Annotated in this window: 21 protein-coding genes, 5 tRNA genes, 1 riboswitch and 1 other annotated feature; of the genes, 4 read left to right on the top strand and 22 right to left on the bottom strand. The window is 33.3% G+C overall.

Features of this window, described 5'->3' with window-relative positions:
* The 22 genes from rpmI to BUB48_RS11915 all read right to left on the bottom strand — a co-directional run bounded on the left by rpmI (position 1) and on the right by BUB48_RS11915 (position 19,128).
* A complete protein-coding gene (gene rpmI / locus BUB48_RS12020) occupies positions 1–198 on the bottom strand; it encodes a 50S ribosomal protein L35 (protein ID WP_073026483.1) in 198 nt (65 codons plus the stop codon).
* A 20-nt stretch (positions 199–218) separates the two neighbouring features.
* Positions 219–716 carry a translation initiation factor IF-3 gene (gene infC / locus BUB48_RS12015; protein ID WP_408631050.1) on the bottom strand — a complete coding sequence of 166 codons (498 nt, stop codon included), beginning with the start codon at positions 714–716 and terminating at the stop codon, positions 219–221.
* Positions 717–913: 197 nt separating this feature from the next.
* Positions 914–2,026, bottom strand: a complete 1,113-nt coding sequence (locus tag BUB48_RS12010; RefSeq protein ID WP_084524567.1) for an ABC transporter permease — start codon at positions 2,024–2,026, stop codon at positions 914–916.
* A 1-nt stretch (position 2,027) separates the two neighbouring features.
* Positions 2,028–3,071 (bottom strand): ABC transporter permease subunit, encoded by a 1,044-nt coding sequence (locus BUB48_RS12005; RefSeq protein WP_073026482.1) that lies wholly within the window; start codon positions 3,069–3,071, stop codon positions 2,028–2,030.
* A complete protein-coding gene (locus tag BUB48_RS12000) occupies positions 3,072–4,673 on the bottom strand; it encodes a sugar ABC transporter ATP-binding protein (RefSeq protein ID WP_073026481.1) in 1,602 nt (533 codons plus the stop codon).
* 146 nt (positions 4,674–4,819) lie between these two features.
* On the bottom strand, positions 4,820–6,016 hold the full coding sequence (locus tag BUB48_RS11995; protein WP_073026480.1) for a DUF3798 domain-containing protein: 1,197 nt from the start codon (positions 6,014–6,016) through the stop codon (positions 4,820–4,822).
* A gap of 195 nt (positions 6,017–6,211) precedes the next feature.
* Positions 6,212–6,841, bottom strand: coding sequence for a response regulator (locus BUB48_RS11990; RefSeq protein ID WP_073026479.1), 630 nt, complete (start codon positions 6,839–6,841; stop codon positions 6,212–6,214).
* A gap of 23 nt (positions 6,842–6,864) precedes the next feature.
* Positions 6,865–8,262 carry a HAMP domain-containing sensor histidine kinase gene (locus BUB48_RS11985; RefSeq protein WP_073026478.1) on the bottom strand — a complete coding sequence of 466 codons (1,398 nt, stop codon included), beginning with the start codon at positions 8,260–8,262 and terminating at the stop codon, positions 6,865–6,867.
* A 36-nt stretch (positions 8,263–8,298) separates the two neighbouring features.
* Positions 8,299–8,898, bottom strand: a complete 600-nt coding sequence (locus tag BUB48_RS11980) for a DUF6305 family protein (protein WP_073026477.1) — start codon at positions 8,896–8,898, stop codon at positions 8,299–8,301.
* A 20-nt stretch (positions 8,899–8,918) separates the two neighbouring features.
* Entirely contained in the window at positions 8,919–10,556 is a 1,638-nt protein-coding gene (locus BUB48_RS11975; RefSeq protein WP_073026476.1) for an ABC transporter substrate-binding protein, read from the bottom strand.
* 300 nt (positions 10,557–10,856) lie between these two features.
* Positions 10,857–12,767: a threonine--tRNA ligase gene (thrS, locus tag BUB48_RS11970; RefSeq protein ID WP_073026475.1), complete on the bottom strand. Its 1,911-nt coding sequence runs from the start codon at positions 12,765–12,767 to the stop codon at positions 10,857–10,859.
* Positions 12,768–12,818: 51 nt separating this feature from the next.
* Positions 12,819–13,016 (bottom strand) — a binding site (T-box leader).
* Between the two features lie 42 nt (positions 13,017–13,058).
* Complete coding sequence (locus BUB48_RS11965) at positions 13,059–13,652, bottom strand: DUF445 domain-containing protein (protein ID WP_084524564.1); 594 nt, start codon at positions 13,650–13,652, stop codon at positions 13,059–13,061.
* 64 nt (positions 13,653–13,716) lie between these two features.
* On the bottom strand, positions 13,717–14,625 hold the full coding sequence (gene ytxC / locus BUB48_RS11960; RefSeq protein ID WP_073026473.1) for a putative sporulation protein YtxC: 909 nt from the start codon (positions 14,623–14,625) through the stop codon (positions 13,717–13,719).
* Between the two features lie 83 nt (positions 14,626–14,708).
* Positions 14,709–15,461 (bottom strand): DUF6873 family GME fold protein, encoded by a 753-nt coding sequence (locus BUB48_RS11955; RefSeq protein WP_073026472.1) that lies wholly within the window; start codon positions 15,459–15,461, stop codon positions 14,709–14,711.
* Positions 15,462–15,672: 211 nt separating this feature from the next.
* Positions 15,673–15,747: transfer RNA gene (locus BUB48_RS11950), tRNA-Cys, on the bottom strand.
* Between the two features lie 3 nt (positions 15,748–15,750).
* Positions 15,751–15,825 (bottom strand) — tRNA-Gly (locus BUB48_RS11945).
* A gap of 11 nt (positions 15,826–15,836) precedes the next feature.
* Positions 15,837–15,912 (bottom strand) — tRNA-Phe (locus tag BUB48_RS11940).
* Positions 15,913–15,917: 5 nt separating this feature from the next.
* A tRNA-Asp gene (locus BUB48_RS11935) sits at positions 15,918–15,994 on the bottom strand.
* Between the two features lie 7 nt (positions 15,995–16,001).
* Positions 16,002–16,077: transfer RNA gene (locus tag BUB48_RS11930), tRNA-Val, on the bottom strand.
* Positions 16,078–16,157: 80 nt separating this feature from the next.
* Complete coding sequence (hslO, locus tag BUB48_RS11925; protein WP_073026471.1) at positions 16,158–17,042, bottom strand: Hsp33 family molecular chaperone HslO; 885 nt, start codon at positions 17,040–17,042, stop codon at positions 16,158–16,160.
* A 17-nt stretch (positions 17,043–17,059) separates the two neighbouring features.
* A complete protein-coding gene (locus tag BUB48_RS11920; RefSeq protein ID WP_073026470.1) occupies positions 17,060–17,800 on the bottom strand; it encodes a class I SAM-dependent DNA methyltransferase in 741 nt (246 codons plus the stop codon).
* A 20-nt stretch (positions 17,801–17,820) separates the two neighbouring features.
* Positions 17,821–19,128, bottom strand: a complete 1,308-nt coding sequence (locus BUB48_RS11915; protein WP_073026469.1) for a hypothetical protein — start codon at positions 19,126–19,128, stop codon at positions 17,821–17,823.
* A gap of 162 nt (positions 19,129–19,290) precedes the next feature.
* A riboswitch (Lysine riboswitch) is annotated at positions 19,291–19,465 on the top strand.
* A gap of 139 nt (positions 19,466–19,604) precedes the next feature.
* Between BUB48_RS11915 and BUB48_RS11910 the strand changes: the two genes are divergently transcribed.
* From BUB48_RS11910 to dapD, 4 genes are read left to right on the top strand one after another with little or no spacing between them, the layout of a single operon-like run.
* A complete protein-coding gene (locus tag BUB48_RS11910) occupies positions 19,605–20,609 on the top strand; it encodes an aspartate-semialdehyde dehydrogenase (RefSeq protein ID WP_073026468.1) in 1,005 nt (334 codons plus the stop codon).
* 11 nt (positions 20,610–20,620) lie between these two features.
* Positions 20,621–21,499, top strand: a complete 879-nt coding sequence (dapA, locus tag BUB48_RS11905) for a 4-hydroxy-tetrahydrodipicolinate synthase (protein ID WP_073026467.1) — start codon at positions 20,621–20,623, stop codon at positions 21,497–21,499.
* A gap of 12 nt (positions 21,500–21,511) precedes the next feature.
* Positions 21,512–22,285: a 4-hydroxy-tetrahydrodipicolinate reductase gene (gene dapB / locus BUB48_RS11900; protein WP_073026466.1), complete on the top strand. Its 774-nt coding sequence runs from the start codon at positions 21,512–21,514 to the stop codon at positions 22,283–22,285.
* The gene (dapD, locus tag BUB48_RS11895) at positions 22,278–22,991 is read left to right on the top strand and encodes a 2,3,4,5-tetrahydropyridine-2,6-dicarboxylate N-acetyltransferase (RefSeq protein ID WP_073026465.1); all 714 of its coding nucleotides are present in this window, start codon (positions 22,278–22,280) and stop codon (positions 22,989–22,991) included. The genes dapB and dapD overlap by 8 nt, the downstream gene beginning before the upstream one ends.
* The last annotated feature ends 9 nt before the right edge of the window (positions 22,992–23,000 follow it).

The raw sequence follows: 23,000 nt of genomic DNA, 5'->3' as shown, positions 1-23,000 counted from the left end.
TTATTTATATGGAACCAATTTTCTGATGATTTTGGCTTCAGTTGAGCTTGCATAACCTGTCTTTCTAAGATTTCTTCTTCTTTTTGAACTTTTCTTAGTTAGAATATGTTGCTTGTAAGCTTTAGCTCTTTTTACTTTTCCTGATTTAGTGAAGCTGAATCTTTTAGCTGAAGCTTTATGGGTTTTCATTTTTGGCATTACTAAGTCCTCCCTTTTAACTATTGTTTGGGCGATAAAGTCAAAGAAAGATTTTTCCCTTCTAATTTCGCCGGTTTTTCAATTACACAATGATCTTTAATTATTTCATAAAACCTTTCCAAGGCTTTTTCTCCATATGCAACATGATCTATTTCTCTGCCTCTGAATCTTATTGTAACTTTTACCTTATTACCATCATTCAAAAACTTTTGAGCATTCTTTGCTTTTACATTTAAGTCATGTTCTTCAATTTTAGGAGAAAATCTAATTTCCTTAACATTAATAACTTTTTGATTCTTTCGGGCTTCTTTTTCTCTTTTGCTCTGCTCAAAAGTAAATTTACCATAATCCATTATCTTGCATACTGGCGGTTTAGCCTGTGGAGCTATTTTAACAAGGTCTAATTCTCTTTCCATAGCAATTTCTAAAGCTTGCTTGGAAGACATTATACCAAGTTGTTCTCCGTTAGTATCAATTACTCTAACTTCTTTATCTTTGATTTCCTCATTTATTTGGATATCCTTGTTAATGCTTATAACCAATCACCTCCATATTAAAATTGGGCAGGTAGAAATATCCACCTGCCCATTAAATACTATATGGACTAATTATTTACCTTACCAGCAAAACCGTAAGGTGAGAAGTGGACCTTCTACTTGACCTATATATAATAGCACTATATATTGATTATTGTCAATATTTATTTTATATTATTTTAACCTAATTTTTCTTTATTATGTTCCTTCATATATTTCTGCCATGCATGGAGTACAAGAGACAATGCAATAACTCCGTAAGCGATAAAGGATCTAAAATATTCTCCAATCTGCGCATCTCCGAAAAGATTTTTACCTGCAAATGGAGATACAATAAACAAAGTATGGAATAGCAAAGTTCCTACTACTGCTTGACCAATGGTTGCTTTTGTGACAGATGCTCCACCTACCAACAATGCAGCAATAGCAAACATTCCTACTTGTTCATGGCTATTATATGTGTTTAAAGTACCAATATTTTGTAAAAATATTATCTGTCCCCATGCAGCAAGTACAGTTGATATAGTAATGGCAATCAATCGTGTCTTGTTTGTATTAATGCCCGATACTTCAGCTATATTAATATCTTGACCCAATGCTCTAAAATCCTGCCCAAGCTTTGTTTTTATGACAAATCTTAGCACGAAGCAGAGTACTAAAATAAATAATATTGTTACCACAGGTATTTTAACTCCTGCTATATCCAATTTAATTAGATTATCAAGTGAATATTGAATAAACTTAAGATCCAACGCGTTTTTTAATCCTACACCGCCACTTAGTATGATCTCTGGATTATTTACAGGAATAATAGTCCCCATAAATGTAAGAAATACAAGTTGATATAATCCATTTGCAAAATAGCCCAACATTAATCCAGTTATCATTTCTTTTCCCTTTGTCTTATTAAGAATTTGTCCTGTTCCATATCCAAAGAGCAAGGCAAATGGAGTAGAAATCAAAAGTGCCATTAAAAAGCCGGTGAAGCCTCCCATATCTAGTACTTTTATTGCTATTAGTCCTATCTGGCCAGCCATAGCTCCAATTACAATAGCAAAATTCAGGCCCATTCCTGCCATAACAGGTATTATCAATGCCAAAACCAGAAATAAGTTTCGCGAAAGCCTTATTACAATTTCATTCAAAATATACGTCATGTTTAGCTTTGATGCATATATGCCTAACATGCATATTATAACAAACAAAATAGGCACAGAGTAATTAGCCAGTATATTCATAAAAGATATCTTGCTTGTTTGTTTTCTTTTGCTTATGTCTATTTGGGTATTCATACTAATTGTCACCCCCTACTTTAGTCAACGCATACAGGATAACACCATAAGTTACAATGATTCTTATTACTTCTGATAAGTTGCCTTCGGGCATCATTTTATTAATTACAGGTAGTGATATTGCTAACAATGCGAAAAACAGAGTTGTACCAGATACTACGTTAGCAATATTGGCTTTTTTAGCTGAAGCTCCTCCTATGAGTACCGCAGACACCGCCATAAACGGCATCATCAATGGGCCAGTATACAATTGGAAAAACCCAAAACTTTGAGCATAAATTACTATTCCTATACCTCCAAGAACCATAGATAATATTGTTCCAATAACTCTCTGTTGATTAACATTAATTCCATTTGCAGCTGCAAACTTAGCATTGTCACCAGCAGCTATCATTGCAACACCAGTCTTTGTTTTAAAAAACAGCCACACTATCACACACATTAAACCGAAAAACAACAGTGATCCTGTTGGAACTGGTTCCCCTAAAACATTAAATGATAAAAAATCGTCCAAGACTTTACCAAACTTATCTGCTAAAGCTATGGTTGTCCTTAATCCTTTTCCTCCAATAGCCCAAATCATATCTGGACTCTGGAAAGGAAGTAGTAACCATCCTATGCACATCAAAGAAACAATAGAAAATCCCATATACGTTCCTACAGTCATTTCATCGCCCTTTACTCTATTTAGCAATAGGCCATACAAATATCCAGCAATAACTGAGAAAGGTATAGACATTAGAATTGCTGCAATTAAAGCAGTCATTCCAGTAAGCTTTAATTCTATGCTGATGCATCCTGCTAATATTCCACAAAGGATGCCTATAGATAATCCGAAATTCAAACCAGTTCCGGAGTTTATACTAGGTACCATGGCTAATACAAGGACACCGTTCATGCCAATTCTAACCAACGAATCCTTCAAAAGACCAGGTAGATTTTGCTGTTGTATTACTGCAATTATACATAATATTATCAAGAATATTGTAATTAAAACTTTTGGATAACCATATTTATCAGTGATCCTTTTCCAAAACTCCTTCATCTATACAACCTCCTTTGCACCATATTTCCCCGCCATCATTAAACCAAAATCAGCATCCGAATCTGTCGGATTCAATATGCCTTCCAATTTACCATCATAAATTATGGCGATTCTATCACAGATAGATCTTAACTCTCCTAATTCACTGGATGTCATTACTATAGTCACACCCAGCTCTCTATTGAGTTTTACAAGCAGATCCAACACAAGTTTCTTTGCTCCAATATCTATTCCTCTGGTAGGTTCTGATACAAACAAAATTTCCGGTTCCAAAGTCAAAGCTCTTGCTATACATACTTTTTGTTGATTCCCACCGCTAAGCCTTCTAGTAAGTTGAGTTGGCCCTGTACATCTTATGTCAAGATCTTTTATCATTTTTAAAGCCCAGCTTCTAATAGCTTTATCATCTTTAATATTAAATAGTTTAATTCCAAATAAACTCTTAAGAAATCTATTTTGCACCTGCATACTTGTAATTACTATATTCATTTCAATTGAGGTATCTAATAGCAAACCAACGCCACGCCTATCTTCAGATACAAAAGCAAGCTTATTTTCTATTGCTTTTCTTGTATTATTCAGTTCAAGTTTCGTGTTCCCTAAATATACTTCACCTGAAGATTTATAAAGTCCCATAATCCCGTTGGCTATTCCAATTTTACCCTGCCCTGCTAATCCTCCTATACCTAGGATCTCGCCCTTTTTTACTTCCAAATCTAACCCCTTTACTTCTTCACCAGGCATATTAACCTTAAGATTCTTTATCGTCATTATAATTTCATTATTATTTTTACTTTCTCTAATTTCATGCACAACTCTTTCTATCTTCCTACCTACCATAAGCTCTGCAATTTTAGCCAAAGTAGCATCTTTGGTATTCATATGGCTAACCTGTTCACCATCACGCATAATCGTTATACTGTCAGAAACAGACAAAACTTCATCTAATCTATGGGTTATAAAAAGTATGGCTATTCCCTGAGAAGATATCTTCTTCATAGCTTCCAGAAGCTTTTCTGCTTCACTCTCAGTAAGTACTGCAGTTGGCTCATCAAACACCAGCAACCTTATATTCTTTTTATCAATTTCTCTAGCTATTTCAACAAACTGCATATAACCTACTGGAAGCCCCTGAATAGGAAGCCATTCATCTATATCCATACCTAACTTTTGCAAATCTTCTTTAGCATCCTTTCTCATAGCTTTTATATCCAAGGACTTCATGATATCGCCCAAAATACGACTAACCGGATTATGTTTTGTTATTTCTCTATTTAATTTTATATTCTCTGTTATTGTAAAACCAGGAAGCAACATAAATTCCTGATGTACCATTCCTATTCCTAAATCTAGTGCATCCTTTGGAGATTTTATATCGACCGTTTTGCCGTCAAAGATAATTTCTCCTGTATATCCTCCTGTACTATGAATGACAGGCATTCCAAATATAATATTCATAAGTGTAGATTTTCCTGCACCATTTTCTCCTACCAATGCATGAATTTCACCGGCTTTTACATTCAAATTTACTTCTTTTAAGACCTTATTTCCAAAATACTCTTTGCTTATATTCTTTAGTTGAAGAATATACTGCTCATCCATATACATTCCTCCTTATGCAGAGTTAATGATTTATACTTTAGGTTTCATGATAAAACACTATGTAACTAAGCAAAAGCCGCAATAGATACATGGATAAGGTTGCCGATTAGTCGGCAACCTTATTTTTGGAATTATCTAAAATTAGCTTAGAAAGTAATAAAGTCGCTTAAAATCATATAGAAATTATCAAAGCTCACATCATTTCCGTCTTTATCTTTACCAGTATAGGTATTGAATTGCATTTGAGCTCCACCAGCTACTTCAGAGCAAATTCTCTTCAATGCTTCTCCATCATTTTTACTTGTTATTGTACCTTCACACCAAGCTTTTGCATATTCAACACCAGCTTCTATAAACATCATGTTCATTGGAACCGGCCATGTAGAGAATCTCCCTGTTCCTCCCTTTTCTGCAATTTTTGATCTTATTTGCTCAACAATGTAATCAACATCCCCAGCTTTATCTGTTGGAATTTCTATACCCAAAGCTCCTGGATATCCATGATACGGGCTAGGACAACATTGCTGAGCATAAATTGCTCCTTGTTCAAGTACAGATTTAATCAAAGGCTCTTGCATAGCACAGTTTGTGCTAAAGAAGTTTGTATCCTTACCATATTCTTTTACTTTTCTTGGGACATCTTCAAGTATAAACTGCTGTGCTCCTGGTACACCAGCATCACCTGTTGGATCTGGAGCTGTTGCATCAACAAACTTCATACCAAGTCTTTCACATTCAGCTTTGAAAATATCTCTTCTCTGAGCTAAAAGGGGATAAGACATATGTCTTGGGAATGAATAATGAACAAAGGTCTTTGCACCTAGCTTCTGTGCTTGAGCAGGTATTGAATAACCCATTGCAAGCTCATCACCTTGCATTACAATATCAGCTTTTTTAGCTATAATATCTGGGTCTTCACCTGGTACTCCGGCAATTATGAGTACATCTGGTCTTGCTTCTCTTACCTTTTCAAAGGCTGCACATGCTCCAGGCACTGCCTGAACCATTACCAATGCTTTTACATCAGGATCTGATACTAAAGCAAGAGCATTAGCTATAACTGTCTCTTGTTCTTTAGTAAAGTTGTCTGGATATGTTTGAGTTACTATAATATCTGGGTACTTTCTAGCCATTTTTTCTCCGGCTCTGAATTCTTCTTCACCTTGAGATACTGTACCTGTGTAAACAGCGATCTTAAATTTGGAATTTCCTTGTGCAGCTGACTCTGGTGCTGAAGCTTCTTCAGCTGGCGTTGAAGTAGGTTCATTGGCCGGTGCAGAACAAGCTGCAAGACTAAGAACCATAACAACTGTTAACAATAGCGCCAAATACTTCCTTAACATTACTTCCCCTCCATTTTTTATATTATATTTTAGTCTGGAAGCAAAGCTTGCCAGATACTAATCGATATATATATATTCAAAGTGGAAAATAAAATTCTAATTTGATTGATATCAGTTAAAAAAGTATTTGCTTGCTATTGTAAATTCTACTAATAATTTAATACTCCTATTTTTATAACATTTTTCTCTGAAAATTCAGATAAGTCTATACCTGTTTTTTGGTCTTCCCAGTTGTCCATAAATAGGAACTATTTGTATTTCATTCTCCTCTAGAAGGTATTGTATATACCTATGCACAGTTTGATAGGCCAGATTAACACCTGCTGTTATTTCTTGTATCGTTAGACCTTCTTTGTGCTCTTTTAAATAATCACATATTATGCCAAGTGTAGCAGGACTAATTCCTTTATCTATATAAACTTGCTTTTTTTCTTCAACATATTTTCGCTGTATCTCATTTATACGCAAATTTATATTTATACGAGATATCAAATCTGGTGATTTGATAGGCTTAACTGCAAAATCAGTTGCTCCTGCATTAATAAACTTTTCTGCAATTTCTTGTCTTTCGTCTACAGTTAAAACAAGTATGGATATAGCTTCATCCAATTGCCTGATTTTCTTTACCGTAGATAATCCATCCCAATCAGGCATGTGATAATCAACTATTGCCATATTTGGTTTGTATTTTTTACATAATTCATATCCTTCCTTACCACTTAATGCAGTAACTGCCTCCCACCCCCCATAAGTACATATTTCATTAATTGTGTAAAGGATATCCTCTTCGTCATCTATTATTACAATCCTGTTTCCATTTTCCATATGTACCACCTCAATTCCATATATTAATCATTTTGCTCATTGATATCATTAAACTGTGGTAAAAAAACAATCACTTTAGTTCCTTCTCCAATAACGCTGCTTATCTCTATAGAACCTCCGTTATCTTCTATAATTGCTTTAGCAAATGGCAATCCAAGTCCTGATGTATTGTTTGTGGAATAACCAACTTCCCATATTTTTAATAGATCTCCTTCTTTAATCCCTATGCCATTATCTTCAATAATTATACTTATGCCTTTATCTGCTGACTTAACTAGAAATTTAATCAATTTAAACTGATATGCGCTAGGAACATTAATTGCGTTTTCCAGTATATTAATAACTGCTCTAGCAATTCTAATCTTATTTATATATATTTCTGGAAGTCCTTCTTCAATTTCTATATGGAACTTAATATTTTCATCCTCTAGAGGGAGCTGTGCTCTTATATAATTTACCAGTTCACTAACTTTCAATCTTTGTCTTGATGTTTCATATAAAAAACCAGAAATCATCTCGCTCATTTTCATTACAGAATTCTCAATTCTTTGACTGTATTCAGCCAGCTTTCCTTGCTCTTTACAGGACAATATTAATGAGTTAAGTCCTCGTATTGTTACCAAAGGTGTTTTTAAATCATGGATTAGAGATTTTACTTCCTGATATATACGATTCTCCAAGGCTTTGGCTCTCATATCTTTTAATTTGCTTTCTTTCTCATAATTATCTTTCATTACGCTAATATTATGGGAGAAGCTTATAAACAACGTGGCGGTAATAAACGCAGATATCACAAATGGTAAAAAAAATGCTATACCAACGAAATTTAAAACTATCTCTGAATTAAGGTATATACCTGCATTTTTTATGCTATATAAACTTTCACTTTGTCCTAACCCATATGAAGAAAAAAGAGGCATAATATTTAACCAATAGAATCCGAAAAATACTTGAATGGATACTATGAAAACCTGAACAAAACTATTTGTCTCATTAAATGTCCTATCGACGAGAAATAAAGTTACAAGCAAAGCCAGAATTGTTGATATAGGTTCCCAACATATCTTAAAGGTCAAGTAGCTAAACCAGTGAAATGCAATATTCATAATCATGGATATTAGTAATATGTTGTATCTATCAAGCTTATACTTATTTGCAAAATAAAATATTATAAATATATTTCCCATAAAAATAAGAGTGCTTTGAACGGCATATAAAGAATTATTTGTTGCAGAGGCAAGTATCAAATGTCCGCTATCTCCAGTATTTATTGCTTCTCTTATCATAATTATTATTCTAAACCAAAATTGCTGAGTTAAAAAAGGATAAGCATATCCTGCAAATAATAGTAAGATTCCTTCTGCCATAATAATTTTACAGTGCTTTATCTCAGTATACTTTGTTTCACACATTCTGAACATAAATCCCTTCTTTCCATATTTTTTGCTATTTATATACTATCGAAAAATCGAGGCAAAGGGCTCATATATTGCCTTTACTCCATCAACAAGAGTAATCTGAATATCATTATCTTTTGCTATTTGGATAATATAACTTTCGCAGTAGGATTCTTTTACTCCTATTATGTAATCTGATTTAGGCAGAACAATATCTAACAATTCGATATTCTCTTTTTTATTTTGCTTTTTTCCTCCAAATACAATGGATACAATTTTCATGTCTATGTGATCAGCTTTATCTACAAGCTCTTTGATTCTTTCTTTTTCTTCTTCATATTTTTTCCCTTGTAGTTTTAGGCTTAAAGGACTATAATCTATTGAAAATACTATTGTTTTTGCCTCTTTTAGATCATTGCTCTTTGCCTGAGGTAAAAAATAGCTTCTTAACATTAACCTGTTAGATATATCTTTTATTATATATGTATTTGTGCTTTGACCTGCTGAAGTAATAATTACAGGTTCTTTCCCAATAGGCCGTGGTAACCCTGGAATACTAAAAACATTTTTATTATTTGATTCTAGCACTTTTGTATTGATAATTAAGTATGAAAAGAGAAAAACAATAATAAGCATAATTCTCCAAACATTCTTTTTCATATTTAGTGCTCCATTTCTTATTATCTTTCTGTGTCAATATATACGTTCTCTAGAGATTCAATCCCAGTCATACTTGGTACATAATTTTTAACAGAAAGGCTTGCAGCCAATATAGGCATTGTATGTACAAGCGGAACAGAAGGTGAATCATAATTAACAATTTCTTGTATGCTTCTATAAAGACTTCTCCTGAAATAAATATTACTTGTCTGTCTTGCCTGTAACAATAGCTGATCAACATTCTTACTCCTATAATAAGAATAATTACCAGTCAAACCTAGCTTAGCATTCTCTGAAGATAGCATAGTATATAAAAAATTATCAGGATCTGCATAATCTCCTGTCCAACCTATAAGTGCCATGTCATGTTCTCCCCTATTAATTTTTTTAATGTACTCATTCCAGCTTAATACCATTATTTCCACATCAATATTTATTTGCCCAAGACTTTCTTTAATAAATTCAGCAACCTCATATGGTTTAGGAAAGTATTCCCTTGAAGCATCCATAACCCATAATCTTGTTTTGAACCCCTCAGGAAATCCTGCATCTTTCAGCAGTTGTTTTGCTCGTTCTGGATCATATTCATAGGTCTCAATATTTTCATTATAGCCCCATAATGAAGGAGGCATATATGTGATTGCAGGTTTTGCCATATTATCAAACACATCTCTTATTAGCTTGTCCTTATCTATGCAGTGATTTATTGCCAATCTAACTTTTCTCAAATAAAAAGGATGCTTTTCATTGTTCATAGCCAAATAGCCTATATTAAAGCTGGGCCTCAAATATAAATGAAGATTAGGATCATACTTAACTTTTTCTATATCCTCTGGACTAAGGTAATCAGCTATATGAATGTTTCCTTGCTTTAACTCCTCTAATCTTTCTTTGCTTGAAGGAATTACCTTAAACTCCAACTCATTTACTTTGGCCAATCCATTCCAATAATTGTCATTGCGTTCAAGAACTATAGTTTTGTTTTTCTCCCAACTCTTAAAAATAAAAGGCCCTGTTCCTATGGGATTTTCATTTAAAGAATCATTGTATTTTTTAATAGCTTCAGGACTAGCAATGCCAAAGGCAGGCATGGCTAAAGCATTAAGAAAAGGAGCATAAGGTTCCGAGAGTCTTATTTCTAAATTATAATCGGATACAGCTTTTACACTTTCTACAAAACCAGGAAATCCTCCAAATATGTAGTTCCAATACCTAAAAACATCATTATGGTATGGATTATTGGCATCCATCCATCTATTAAAATTAAAGGCTACAGCATATGCATTAAATAAAGTTCCATCATGGAATTTTACTCCTTTTCTAAGTTTAAAACTCCATACCAATCCGTCTTCGCTACATGACCAGCTTTCAGCCAAACAAGGAACTATCTCTCCTTGATCCTTGCTATATCTTACCAAGGTCTCAAATATATTAGCTGTAACCTTAAAAGAATCCATCTCTGTTGCACACGCCGGATCTAAAGTCATAGAGTCATTAGCTCTTCCTATAATTAATTTTCCATGGTTGTTGTTTTTTATATCAATGAAGTTTAATGTAGGCTTTTTTATGTTAAAAAAAGCACCTAAGGATAAAAATATGATAGCGATAATTAGTGTCATAACTAAAAACATAATAATTATTTTATTATCTTTAGCCATGATTTCGCCTCCGAAAACTGATCCCTTTTATACTTATAATGTGTTTTATACTCAGAAATATCTGTTAATTTACTTTATATTAATATTAATAAAAAATCAAAATATTGTAAATGTTGAAATAAAATATACAAGAAAAACTTACTATGGAAATATCTTAACAACCTAGGAAACTTTTTTTATACTCTTAACGTAAAATACATATTAAGGAAATTATAATAACCTAAACATTATAAAAAAGGAAGCAGTAAAGCATAATATATTATGCTTTACTGCCTTATCATCTTTATGAACTTACTTATTTTACTTATTTATTTTACTTCTAATTTCATCCTGTATTTTTTCAATAAATTCCTCAAGCTTCATGACACCTTTATCACCTTCTTTTCTGTCTCTGACTGAAACACTTGAGCTTTCAACTTCCTTATCTCCTACAATTAACATATATGGCACTTTTTTTACTTGAGCTTCTCTAATTTTATAACCAACTTTCTCGCTTCTCAGATCAGCCTCTACTCTGATATCCATACTGCTTAATATTTTCTCAACTTTTTTTGCATATTCATATTGCTTTTCAGATACTGGTATAACCACCACTTGCACAGGAGCTATCCATACCGGAAAAGCACCTGCAAAATGTTCTGTCAGTATTGCAATAAACCTTTCAATGCTTCCAAATATTACTCTGTGAATCATTACAGGTCTATGTTTTTCTCCATCTGCACCAACATAAGTCAAATCAAATCTTTCGGGCATTTGGAAATCCAATTGTATTGTACCGCACTGCCAAGTACGTCCTATGCAGTCCTGTAAATGAAAATCAATTTTGGGGCCATAGAATGCACCATCACCTTCGTTTATCTTGTATTCAATACCTCTGGATTCCAATGCATCTTTTAATGCATTAGTAGCCAATTCCCAATCTTCATCAGATCCCATAGAATTTTCAGGTCTAGTTGATAGTTCTACATGATACTTGAATCCAAACAAGTTATAGAAGTAATCTACCATTTCAATTACGCCTATTATCTCATCTTTTATTTGAGAAGGCATCATAAAGATATGAGCATCATCCTGTGTAAAGCATCTAACTCTCATCAATCCATGAAGTGCTCCTGATAACTCATGTCGGTGCACTAAGCCTAATTCTCCCATTCTTATAGGTAAATCTCTATAACTATGGAGTCCTCTCTTATACATCAACATACCACCAGGACAGTTCATAGGCTTAACAGCGAAATCCTGTTCATCAATCTGTGTAAAATACATATTCTCTTTGTAGTGATCCCAGTGTCCCGACCTATGCCAAAGATCAGCATTCAGAATTATAGGAGTCTTGATTTCTTGGTAGCCTCTCTTTTTATGTTCCTTTCTCCAGAAATCTTCAAGAATGTTTCTCAATACCATTCCTTTTGGATGGAAGAATGGGAAACCAGGACCTTCTTCCTGAATGCTAAATAAATCAAGTTCTTTTCCTAACTTTCTGTGATCTCTTTTCTTGGCTTCTTCAAGCATGTTGAGATACTCATCCAACTGACTTTTCTTAACAAAAGCTGTTCCATATATTCTTTGGAGCATTTTATTCTTTTCATTTCCACGCCAATAAGCACCTGCCACATTAAGCAATTTAAAAGCCTTTACCTTACCTGTTGAAGGAACATGAGGTCCTGCACAGAGATCAACAAATTCACCTTGTTTATAGAATGAAATTATTTCACCTTCTGGCAAGTCTTTAATCAATTCTACTTTATATATTTCTCCTTTTTCCTCCATAAGCTTTATAGCTTCCTCTCTTGGAAGCACAAATCTTTCAAGCTTATAATCTTCTTTTACTATCTTTTCCATTTCCTTTTCGATTAACTCTAAATCCGCTTCGCTGAAAGTCCTGTCAGAATCAAAATCATAATAGAAACCATTTTCTATAGCTGGTCCTATAGCTAGCTTTACATCAGGATACAATCTCTTTACAGCTTGAGCTAGTATATGAGAAGAAGTATGCCTTAAAGAAAGCCTTCCCTCCTCATCATCAAATGTAAGCACTTCTAATGTAGCATCTTCCTCAACAGTATTACTTAAATCGCATATCTTTTCATTAACTTTTGCAGCTAAGGCAGCTTTTAGCAATCCACTTCCTATTGAAGCAACAATATCTTCCACTTTTATTCCCTTTTCATATTCTCTTACAGAACCATCTTTTAGTGTTATCTTTATCATATTACATCCTCCTTCAAAAATTTAAATTCAAAAACAAAAAACTCTCGTCCCCAAAGGGGCGAGAGTTAGTCGCGGTTCCACCCTATTTTTAACTCTATGATTGTAACGTAATCAACGGATAAGCTTACTGAATTCAGCTCTCTGCTCCGAGGTGGTTTTCAAACACTCTTCCCAAGAAGCGCTTACAGCCCATGGCGCTTCCTCTCTTATGGTTCAAGTTGCTTTACTCTTCCTCTTCACAGCATTTCATTATTTATAATATTTTAAAACCAATATATAATTATGTCAAGACTAATTTATTAGAAACATAAATAAACCTTGCATCAAACCTATGATAGCACCTAGTACTCCACCAAGTACTTCAATATGTTTTAATTCTCTTTTAGCAATTTTTAAAATTAACTCTTCAATCTTCAATAAGTCAAAAGAATTAATTTTTTCTTCTATCATCTTGCCTATCTTTATGTTCTCAGAAGCCTTTTCATAAATGTTTTCCACTAAGCTCTCAATCATATTAGGAGCTTCCTTATCTATTTGCTCTTCAACATATTGAACCACTGCGTTTTTAATTATTTGAGGAACCAATGTCGGTAATTTATCATATATGTTCTGACAAATTTTCATTTTTACCATATCTACTATTCCTGTTCTGTTGCCTTCATCAATAATTCTATCAAATATTTCTTTGAAATCTATTAATTCTTCTTCCACAGTCTGACCAATGCTTATAGCTATTCCAGTTCTTCGTTTGGGTAAAAGCCCTTGTATCTCTAATTTTAATACCCTTACCGGCTCTAATGGTCTAAAAAGCATTTTAATGGCAAGAACATTTGTTATCCAGCCAATCATACTGCCTATAGCAACTGAAAACAGAACTTTTAACATATAAATCACCTGTCCATATACAATTTTAGTAATAAATATAGTATATAACAGGTGACATAATTCATCAATTTAATTCTTTATTTACCTTTAAAATTCCACAAAGGTCGCAACCTCTACATAGTTCTATCCTATCATAAAAAATATTGGTAATGGTTTTAAATAGCTCTTTATTTTTAAAATTTTGGCAATCATGGATTACTACTTTATTTGGTGCAATGGTGATAAGAGTACTTATGAGAAAATCATCAAAACTGATTTCACTATCACCAATTTCAGCTTTTAATTCTTCAAAGCATTCACAATTAATGGGACTATTTTTGCTGTCAATAAGAAAATATCCTCCATTTTCAATAGGAACTATGTTTACTACGTCCATTTTGCATTCTTGTATTTCAACAAAATATCTCAAAAGTTTTATAAACTCATTATATTCTCTTTCAGCAATATATTCTTCTACAGTCTTTTCTACTATGTCTCCTAGCTCTTTTATATAATCATTAAGTCTAAAGTTGACAAATCCATCTATTATTAAAAAGTTCTCTGACTTCAAGTAATTCATAATTTTTCTTATTATTCTTGTTCGTCTGGTTTGACCATAAAATCCATCTTTGTATCCATCTTCTACAGCAAGATTTTTTTTGACTGATTCATAAATTAATTCTCTCTCATATTCTGTCAGATATATATAATATTCTTTAATTATCTTTTTTAATATTTTAGATTCATAATTATCTATTATAACATCACATAGCACTTGAGCTAGCAAATATTTAAAATCTTCACTTGATCTGTTTTCAATTAATTTTGACATAAATCCTTCTTTATATCCACATCTTATAAAAACCGTATCTCCTGCTGTATACTCTTCGTGTGTGATGCGCATATCTCCACTGCTTATGGACTCAAGTCCTGAAAAGATATGATTTTTAATCTTTTCATCATTATTTCTAACAGCGATGGTTGTTAAGTACATCTGCTCAACTCCTTCCTGTTAAGTATTATTTGTGTTACTAGAACAATTATTCAATAGCCATTTTAGTAGAAAATCATTGAGCATCAATAGCTTAGTGGCATTATTGAACCAATGTCCATGATTTTCTTATTGCTGAGTATTTTGATATCAATCCCTTTTAAAGCTACATACTCCAGAATTTTGTTATAACATTTCATTTCTTTCATAGATCCTGTAAAAACTATAGTATTTTTTGAAATTAAACCCGATGTTCCTCCAATGAAGCCATAGTTCAAGCCTATTATATCAATACCTCCAGGTTCTATAACCAAGACTTCTATTCCATGCTTTTCCATAACCCTAGCTACCCCTATATCATGAGTTATTACTGAATTTTCATCAATAATACAAACAGAACATTTAGTATAGCCCTGGTTTACATGAACAAGTCTCACGTCATTTTTTTCATAAATCCTGATAATTTCCGGATCTGTGTATTTTGTATTATGAAAGGCTAATTTGCCCAGTCTTAATACATTATATGCAATGTTTTGAGGATAGTTTCGTTGTAGCCATGTTGCACCTTTTGTCAATGCAAATCCTTTTTTATGAAATCTTTCTGCAACCTTATCATATATGTTTGGCGCAATTACCAAAGAGTTTCCTCCTACATGATGCATTAATATATCGGGATGGCCATCTATAGCCTCATATAATTCAAAACATCTCTCAGTCCTTATTATCTCTATGCCCATATTTGACAAGTTCGATAGTATTTCATCATCTGTTCTATAGTCTAATACAACAATTTTAACTTTATTTTGAGGAAGATTGGGATTTTCTAAAAATGTACTCATTTGTCTCCACCTCATAACTTAATGATTATTATTTTACCTCACTGTTTTAAAGATATCATAGTATTTTCTTGATAAAAATATTTCCAATTTAAACGTTTTTGGCAAAATAATAAATTCTTCCATTGTAAGCATTTATAAAATCAAGTAAGCATTTCTTAAGCATAATAAAAAAATACTCCTCCTTTGAGAAGTATTTAAAATTAACTTATTATGGAGGCGACACCCGGATTTGAACCGGGGAATAAAGGATTTGCAGTCCTCTGCCTTACCACTTGGCTATGTCGCCTTATGGAGCGGGTGACGAGATTCGAACTCGCGACTTTCACCTTGGCAAGGTGACACTCTACCACTGAGTTACACCCGCAAATATTCATATGGTGCCTTGGGGCGGAATCGAACCACCGACACGAGGATTTTCAGTCCTCTGCTCTACCGACTGAGCTACCAAGGCTCAAATGGCGACCCAGAACGGGCTCGAACCGTCGACCTCCAGCGTGACAGGCTGGCATTCTAACCAACTGAACTACTGGGCCATTTTAATGGTGGGCACAATAGGGCTCGAACCTATGACCCTCTGCTTGTAAGGCAGATGCTCTCCCAGCTGAGCTATGCGCCCATTGCCTCAACGACAAGATTTAGTATACATTATATATTATTCAAAGTCAAGATAAAAAATTAAAAAAATAACTAATTGGATTAATCTTGTATTATCTTTTTCAATATTTCTTGAAGTTGCTCCTTATTAAACTGATACTTTTTGTTGCAAAAATGACATATTAATTCTGCTTGCCCCTGATCATCAATGATTTCTTTTATTTCTTTTGATCCCAAAGCTACCAATGCCTTTTCCAATCTATCTCTATTACAATTGCATCTATACTTGATTTCCTTCTTTTCATGAATTGTATATTCAATATCTTTCATTACAATTTCTATAAGTCCTTCTATTCCTCTATCAGAAATAATATCTGTTACTGATTTGATATTAGATACATTATTTTCTAACAAATCTATTGTATGATCATTAGCTTCAGGCATTACTTGAACAATAAATCCACCTGCTGAATCAACCTTGCCATCTTGGGCAATTCTTACACCTAATGCAACCGCAGTCGGAGTTTGCTCAGATGATGCAAAATAAGATGCTAAATCCTCCCCAATTTCTCCGCTGATTATTGGTACTTGACCAATATAAGGTTCCTTTAAACCTAAATCCTTTATAACAGTAAATACACCATTTTTTCCTACAACTCCCCCAACATCTAGCTTCCCTATATCATTTAATGGAATATCTACATAAGGATTTGCTATATAACCTCTTACATCACCAGTTATATCTGATACAACAACAATACTTCCAGCAGGTCCTCTGCCGTTGATCTGCAATGTAATCTGATCTTTTTCAGATTTAAGCATGGTTCCCATCATACTTCCGGCAGTTAGCATTCTCCCTAATGCTGCAGTTGTGACAGGATATGTATTATGTATCAACCTAGCTTCTTCAACAATATTTATTGTTGTACAACAAAATAGTCTTATACTTCCATCAACACTGGCACATCTTAGTAATATATCTTTCATACTGCCTCCTGTATTTATCATTTTATTGCCGAGAAAAATACTCTCTCACTTTTTTCATTTGCTTTTTCAAATGTGAATTCATCAAAATCCTTTATTTTCGTATAACCGCTTTTCAATAGCATTTCATATATATCATGAATCTTGTATGCTTTTTGAATATGAATCTCTTCTATTCTTGTATATAGTTTGCCTTCGGGTATAAAAAAATTCAACCTCATAGCAACTGTAGAAGACTCTTCATCAAAAGAATTCTCCCAACAATAGAAAATCCCGTTTTTTTCTTCAATAAACATGTTATCCCCTAGTATACTTTCTAACTTAAAAAAGCTGCTAATATCAAAAATAAATATACCGCCAGGATTCAAAATTTTGTACACTTCTTTAAACACTTGAATTAATTCTTTTTCATCAGTTATATAGTTAACTCCATCACATGCACATACCACAGCATCAAAACTCTTAGTCAAACTCAGATTTCTCATATCTTGTCTTAAAAACCTGATCCTCTCTCCATATACTCTAGCTTTATTTTCAGCTATAGAAAGCATCTGTTCTGAGATATCCACTCCCCACAAACTATAACCAAGCTGAGATAGAGGTATGGTTATATTCCCAGTTCCACAAGCTAAATCTAAAACATGTCTTGCTGTCACATTATTATAATGCATTATATCCTGTAAGTATTTTGCCCATTTTTCATAATCTACTTCATCCATTAATGAGTCGTATATTTGAGCAAAACCTCCATAACTAGTCATATAGCCATACTCCCTTATCTTCAAAATTTATAATATGAAATGGTATTTTTTCTCTTCTTTTTTCTTTTTCCTAGCAAATACCCTGCTAAAAATGAAACAACAACTCCAATTATATAGAGATACTTAAAATCCTTAATCTTTCCAATTAAGTTTTCTAGTTTTAAGAAAGCTATAGTCCTACTAAAAATACCATCTTCTTCAGTATCTTTATCAGGCATCTTGGGCTTCATAACTTCACTTGTGTCAATATAACTTCTTGCCATGGTCTCTATCCATTTTCCTATATATTCAGTATCCTCAGATGCTTTGGTATACAATGTTTTCATAATATCAAGAATCTCTAAATCCTGTATATTCTCCCCCATCAACTGATCTAAATCGAATAATATCTTGTATTTTAATCTACTAGGATACAACATGTCAAAATTCAATTCTTTAATATACTCTATATAATTTGAGAAGTCAAGCTGTTTTCTATAAGCTTCAGCTTTTATATATTTTACTTGATCTAAGCTGAAAGCCATATCTGTGGGATTATTGATATACTCATCACAAAGAGTAAGCACAGAGTTATAATCTTTCTTCTTGAATGATGTTGCAATATTCTTTAATTTTTTATCAGAACTGTAATCAAATCTATCAATAGCTAGCTTATCAACTAGCTCATAGTCTATACCAATTATATCGCTTCCTTTGTTCATTTCCATTGTAAATCTATCATTACCTGCCAAAACTGTCTTCTCTTCAGATACTCCAATTGCATCTAAGATATTATATGGAAAAAAATTGTACATTGAAAATATTACTTGTGTTGCATCAGAATTAATTAGTTGTTTGTTTTTATGATATCTAATGCTAAATAAACTTTTGCTGTTGTTAATAAGCTTAGTCTCATACCTAACATTTATAACTTTGCTTTCACCCGCTTTAAACCATAAACTAGCTGTATACCATTTTGCAACATCAGGAAGATTTTCTGTAGGATATTTATCTTCAATATAGCTTTTGCTTCTGTAATAATGCTTTACTAAACTACTCTTTTCCATTATCTGAACATTTTCCAGATTGTTTGTTGGCAACCCCAATATTGCCTCTAAAGTGTTCTGGGTCATATTTTTTAATACATATTCACCATTAAAAACTAGCTTGTCCTCATTTATCTCGATTTTGGAACTCTGACCTACAAACTGAATATTGTAGGTATTTAGTATTTGAATATCATAACCATTCCAAACATGCTCTTCTGTATCAGCCATGGTAATTGAAAAAACACAAACTAGAATAATTGATATAAACATTAATATCATAGTGATAGGCTTTTCTCTCAAAATGCCACCTCCCAGACAATTATTATACTATATTTGATTTTACAATAATAATCCAAATTATACAATTGAATGAAAAATTAATTTATAACAAATGTACAAATACAAATATTGACATGTTAGTTTTTTCATGTTAATATTAATAAAATTAAATATTGAATAGATTCACGAGATAGAGGTGCGCTTTTAATTATTAAACAGCATGAGGTAGTGCCTGCCGATGAGTACTGTTGAAAGGTAAAAGCGCCGAAGGGAGAAAAATAGCACTGTTTTTCTCGCCTGGTTCATGTATGAATAATACCTGGACTGTCATCTTTCGAGATGGAGAGCTATCCATGAATTATGTTATAAATACATTTTATATGAATGTATTTTTTCATTATTCATGTCAGCTTTCAAGCTGGCTTTTTTAATTTACATATATCAAACATTTCACTAATATCATATAATAATTAAACTACTTCATAGGAGGTTTTTAAATGAAAAGTTATAATATCGCAGTTGTTGGTGCTACGGGCATGGTTGGTAGAACTATGTTAAAAGTTTTGGAGGAAAGGAATTTCCCGATAAATAATCTCTATGTATTTTCCTCATCCAAGTCCGCAGGAACACAAGTTCAATTCAGAGACAAGAATTATACAGTAGAAGAATTATGTGAAAGTTCCTTTGATAGAGATATAGATATTGCTCTTTTCTCTGCCGGAGGCTCTGTGAGTGCTAAATATGCACCTATTGCAACATCCAAAGGCGTCGTGGTCATTGATAACAGCAGCACTTTCAGAATGGATGAAAATGTACCTTTGGTTGTGCCCGAAGTAAATGAATCCGAAATTTTTAAGCATAATGGAATAATTGCCAATCCTAATTGCTCCACAATACAAGCTGTTGTTGCATTAAAACCGCTCCACGACAAATACAATATAAAGAGAATTGTTTACTCAACTTATCAAGCAGTATCCGGTTCTGGTGTTAAGGGAGTTACTGATTTAGAAAATGGTTTGGCAAATAGGCCCCACACTTTCTATCCTCATCCTATTGCTAACAATTGCCTACCCCATATAGATGTTTTTACTGAAAACGGTTATACAAAAGAAGAACTTAAAATGATAAATGAAACTAAAAAAATACTTAATGATTATAGTTTAAAGATAACTGCTACCACTGTCAGAGTACCTGTATCCAACTGTCATTCAGAATCAGTAAATGTGGAGTTTTACAAAGATTTTGAACTAGAGGAATTAAAAAATATATTGAAAACCTCTCCTAGTATTGTACTATTGGATGAGCCAGAAAAAAATATATATCCTTTGGCTACAATAGCAAATGGCAGAGATGAGGTTTTTGTTGGCCGAATCAGGAGAGATGAATCGGTAGATAGTGGAGTAAACATGTGGATTGTAGCTGACAATATAAGAAAAGGAGCAGCCACTAATGCTGTTCAGATTGCAGAGTCCTTAATAAAAAAATCTAAAATATATAATTAGGAGGTACTGAAATGGCTTTATTCAAAGGCTCTGGTGTTGCTATCATAACCCCTTTTACAAAAGATGGCATTAATTTTGATAAACTAGGTGAATTGATAGAATGGCATATAGAAAACAACACTGATGCAATCATTATATGTGGCACAACTGGTGAAGCTTCAACTATGACAGATGAAGAAAAGAAGGCTGCATATAAATTCACCGTAGAGAAGGTAGCTAAGAGAATACCTGTTATTGCAGGAACTGGCAGCAATAATACTCACCATAGCATAGAACTCTCAAAATATGCAGAAAGTGTAGGATGTGACGGCTTATTATGCGTGACTCCCTACTATAATAAGACTACTCAAAAAGGATTGCTAGAACATTATACCGCCATAGCAGACTCGGTTAACATCCCAATAATTATTTATAATGTACCGGGAAGAACTGGACTGAATATATTGCCTGAGACTTTAAGAAAGCTTTCTTTGCATAAAAACATTGCTGGTATTAAAGAAGCCAGCGGAAACATAAGTCAGGTTGTAGAGATTGGAACCTTCTGCAATGAGAATTTTGTAATGTACTCGGGTAATGATGATCAGGTTGTACCTCTTCTATCGGTAGGCGGCGTAGGAGTTATTTCCGTTGTTGCTAACATTGCTCCAAAGGAAATGCATGATATGGTTATGAGCTATCTTAATGGTGATGTAAAACATGCCATGAAACTCCAATTAAAGATAAAGCCACTGAATGACGCTTTATTTTGCGAAGTTAACCCTATACCAGTTAAAACAGCCATGAATCTTTTGGGATTTGAAGTTGGGGATTTAAGGCTTCCCTTAACATCAATGACAGAAAAGAATCTGGACTATTTAAAGAATACTCTTATATCATACGGTCTTCTTTAAGGAGGTAAAATTTTGATAAACATATTGCTAAACGGCTGCAATGGCAAAATGGGGCAAACTATAACTCAAATACTTAAAGAATATCCCCATATTAAAATTGCTGCCGGCATAGATACAAATGCTGTAAAATTCAAGAATGATTATAAAGTATATAATGAAATAATGGATGTTGAAGAAACTGCAGACTTAGTATTGGACTTTTCTCATCCAAACAGCATTAATAAGATAATCGAATATTGTGTAAATAAAGGCATAGCCTTAATAGTTGCTACAACAGGCCTGAGTGAACTACATTACGAAGCTCTGTCAAAAGCCTCAACTAAAATACCTATATTTCAATCTGCAAACATGTCCTATGGAGTCAATGTAACAGTTGAATTATGCAAGAATGCTGCAAAGATTCTTGGTAAAGATTTCGATATAGAAATCATCGAAAAACATCACAGCGAGAAAAAGGATGCTCCCAGCGGTACTGCATTAATGATTGCACAAGAAATTAATTCAACGTTACACAATAGCTTAGAATTTATATATGATAGACACCAAAAAGGAACCAGAAAACCAAATGAAATTGGTATATATTCTCTCAGAGGAGGTACAATTCCGGGAGAACATACAATAGTTTTTGCAGGCAAAGATGAAATAATAGAAGTTAAACATACTGCATTTTCCAGAAAGATTTTTGCTGAAGGTTCAATAAAAGCTATAGAGTTTATTGTTGGTAAAAAGCCCGGTTATTATAATATGCAAGATTTACTAAAGGAGATGATAATTAGCAATGAGTGATATTGAACTAACAAACCCATATAAAATTGCAGAGTTTATTAAAAATTCTAAGAAAAGCACTCCAGTTAAAGCATATATAAAAGGTTCACTTGATAATATGGCATTTGGTTCCATAGATTTTTATGGCATGGACAGTCTTTGGATATTATTTGGAGAAAATGAAGAAGTTGAAAAGTATATAGAGTGTAACTCAGATAAAATAGAAAAATATCATATTGAATACGATAGAAGAAATTCCGCAATACCCTTATTAGATACAAGAAAAGTAAATGCACGTATAGAACCAGGCGCTATTATAAGGGATAGAGTATCCATTGGAAACAATGCCGTAATAATGATGGGAGCAATAATCAATATTGGCGCTGAAATAGGAAGCAATACAATGATAGATATGAATGCGGTACTAGGTGCCAGAGCAATTGTAGGTAGTAACTGTCATATTGGTGCAGGAGCTGTACTGGCAGGAGTTTTAGAACCACCAAGTTCAAAACCGGTGGTTATTGAAGATAATGTATTAGTTGGTGCAAATGCCGTAGTACTTGAAGGTGTCACTGTAGGAAAAGGATCTGTTGTGGCAGCCGGTTCTGTAGTCACTAAAGATGTACCTCCAGGAACTGTTGTTGCAGGCATCCCAGCTAAAATAATTAAAAATACCAATGAATTAGATGAAAATAAAAAAGAACTACTAGATGATTTGAGAAAGTAGGATGTGATT

It is taken from the genome of Lutispora thermophila DSM 19022, assembly GCF_900142105.1.
In the GTDB taxonomy this organism is placed as follows: domain Bacteria; phylum Bacillota; class Clostridia; order Lutisporales; family Lutisporaceae; genus Lutispora; species Lutispora thermophila.
This window is presented reverse-complemented; position numbering and strand designations above follow the sequence as displayed.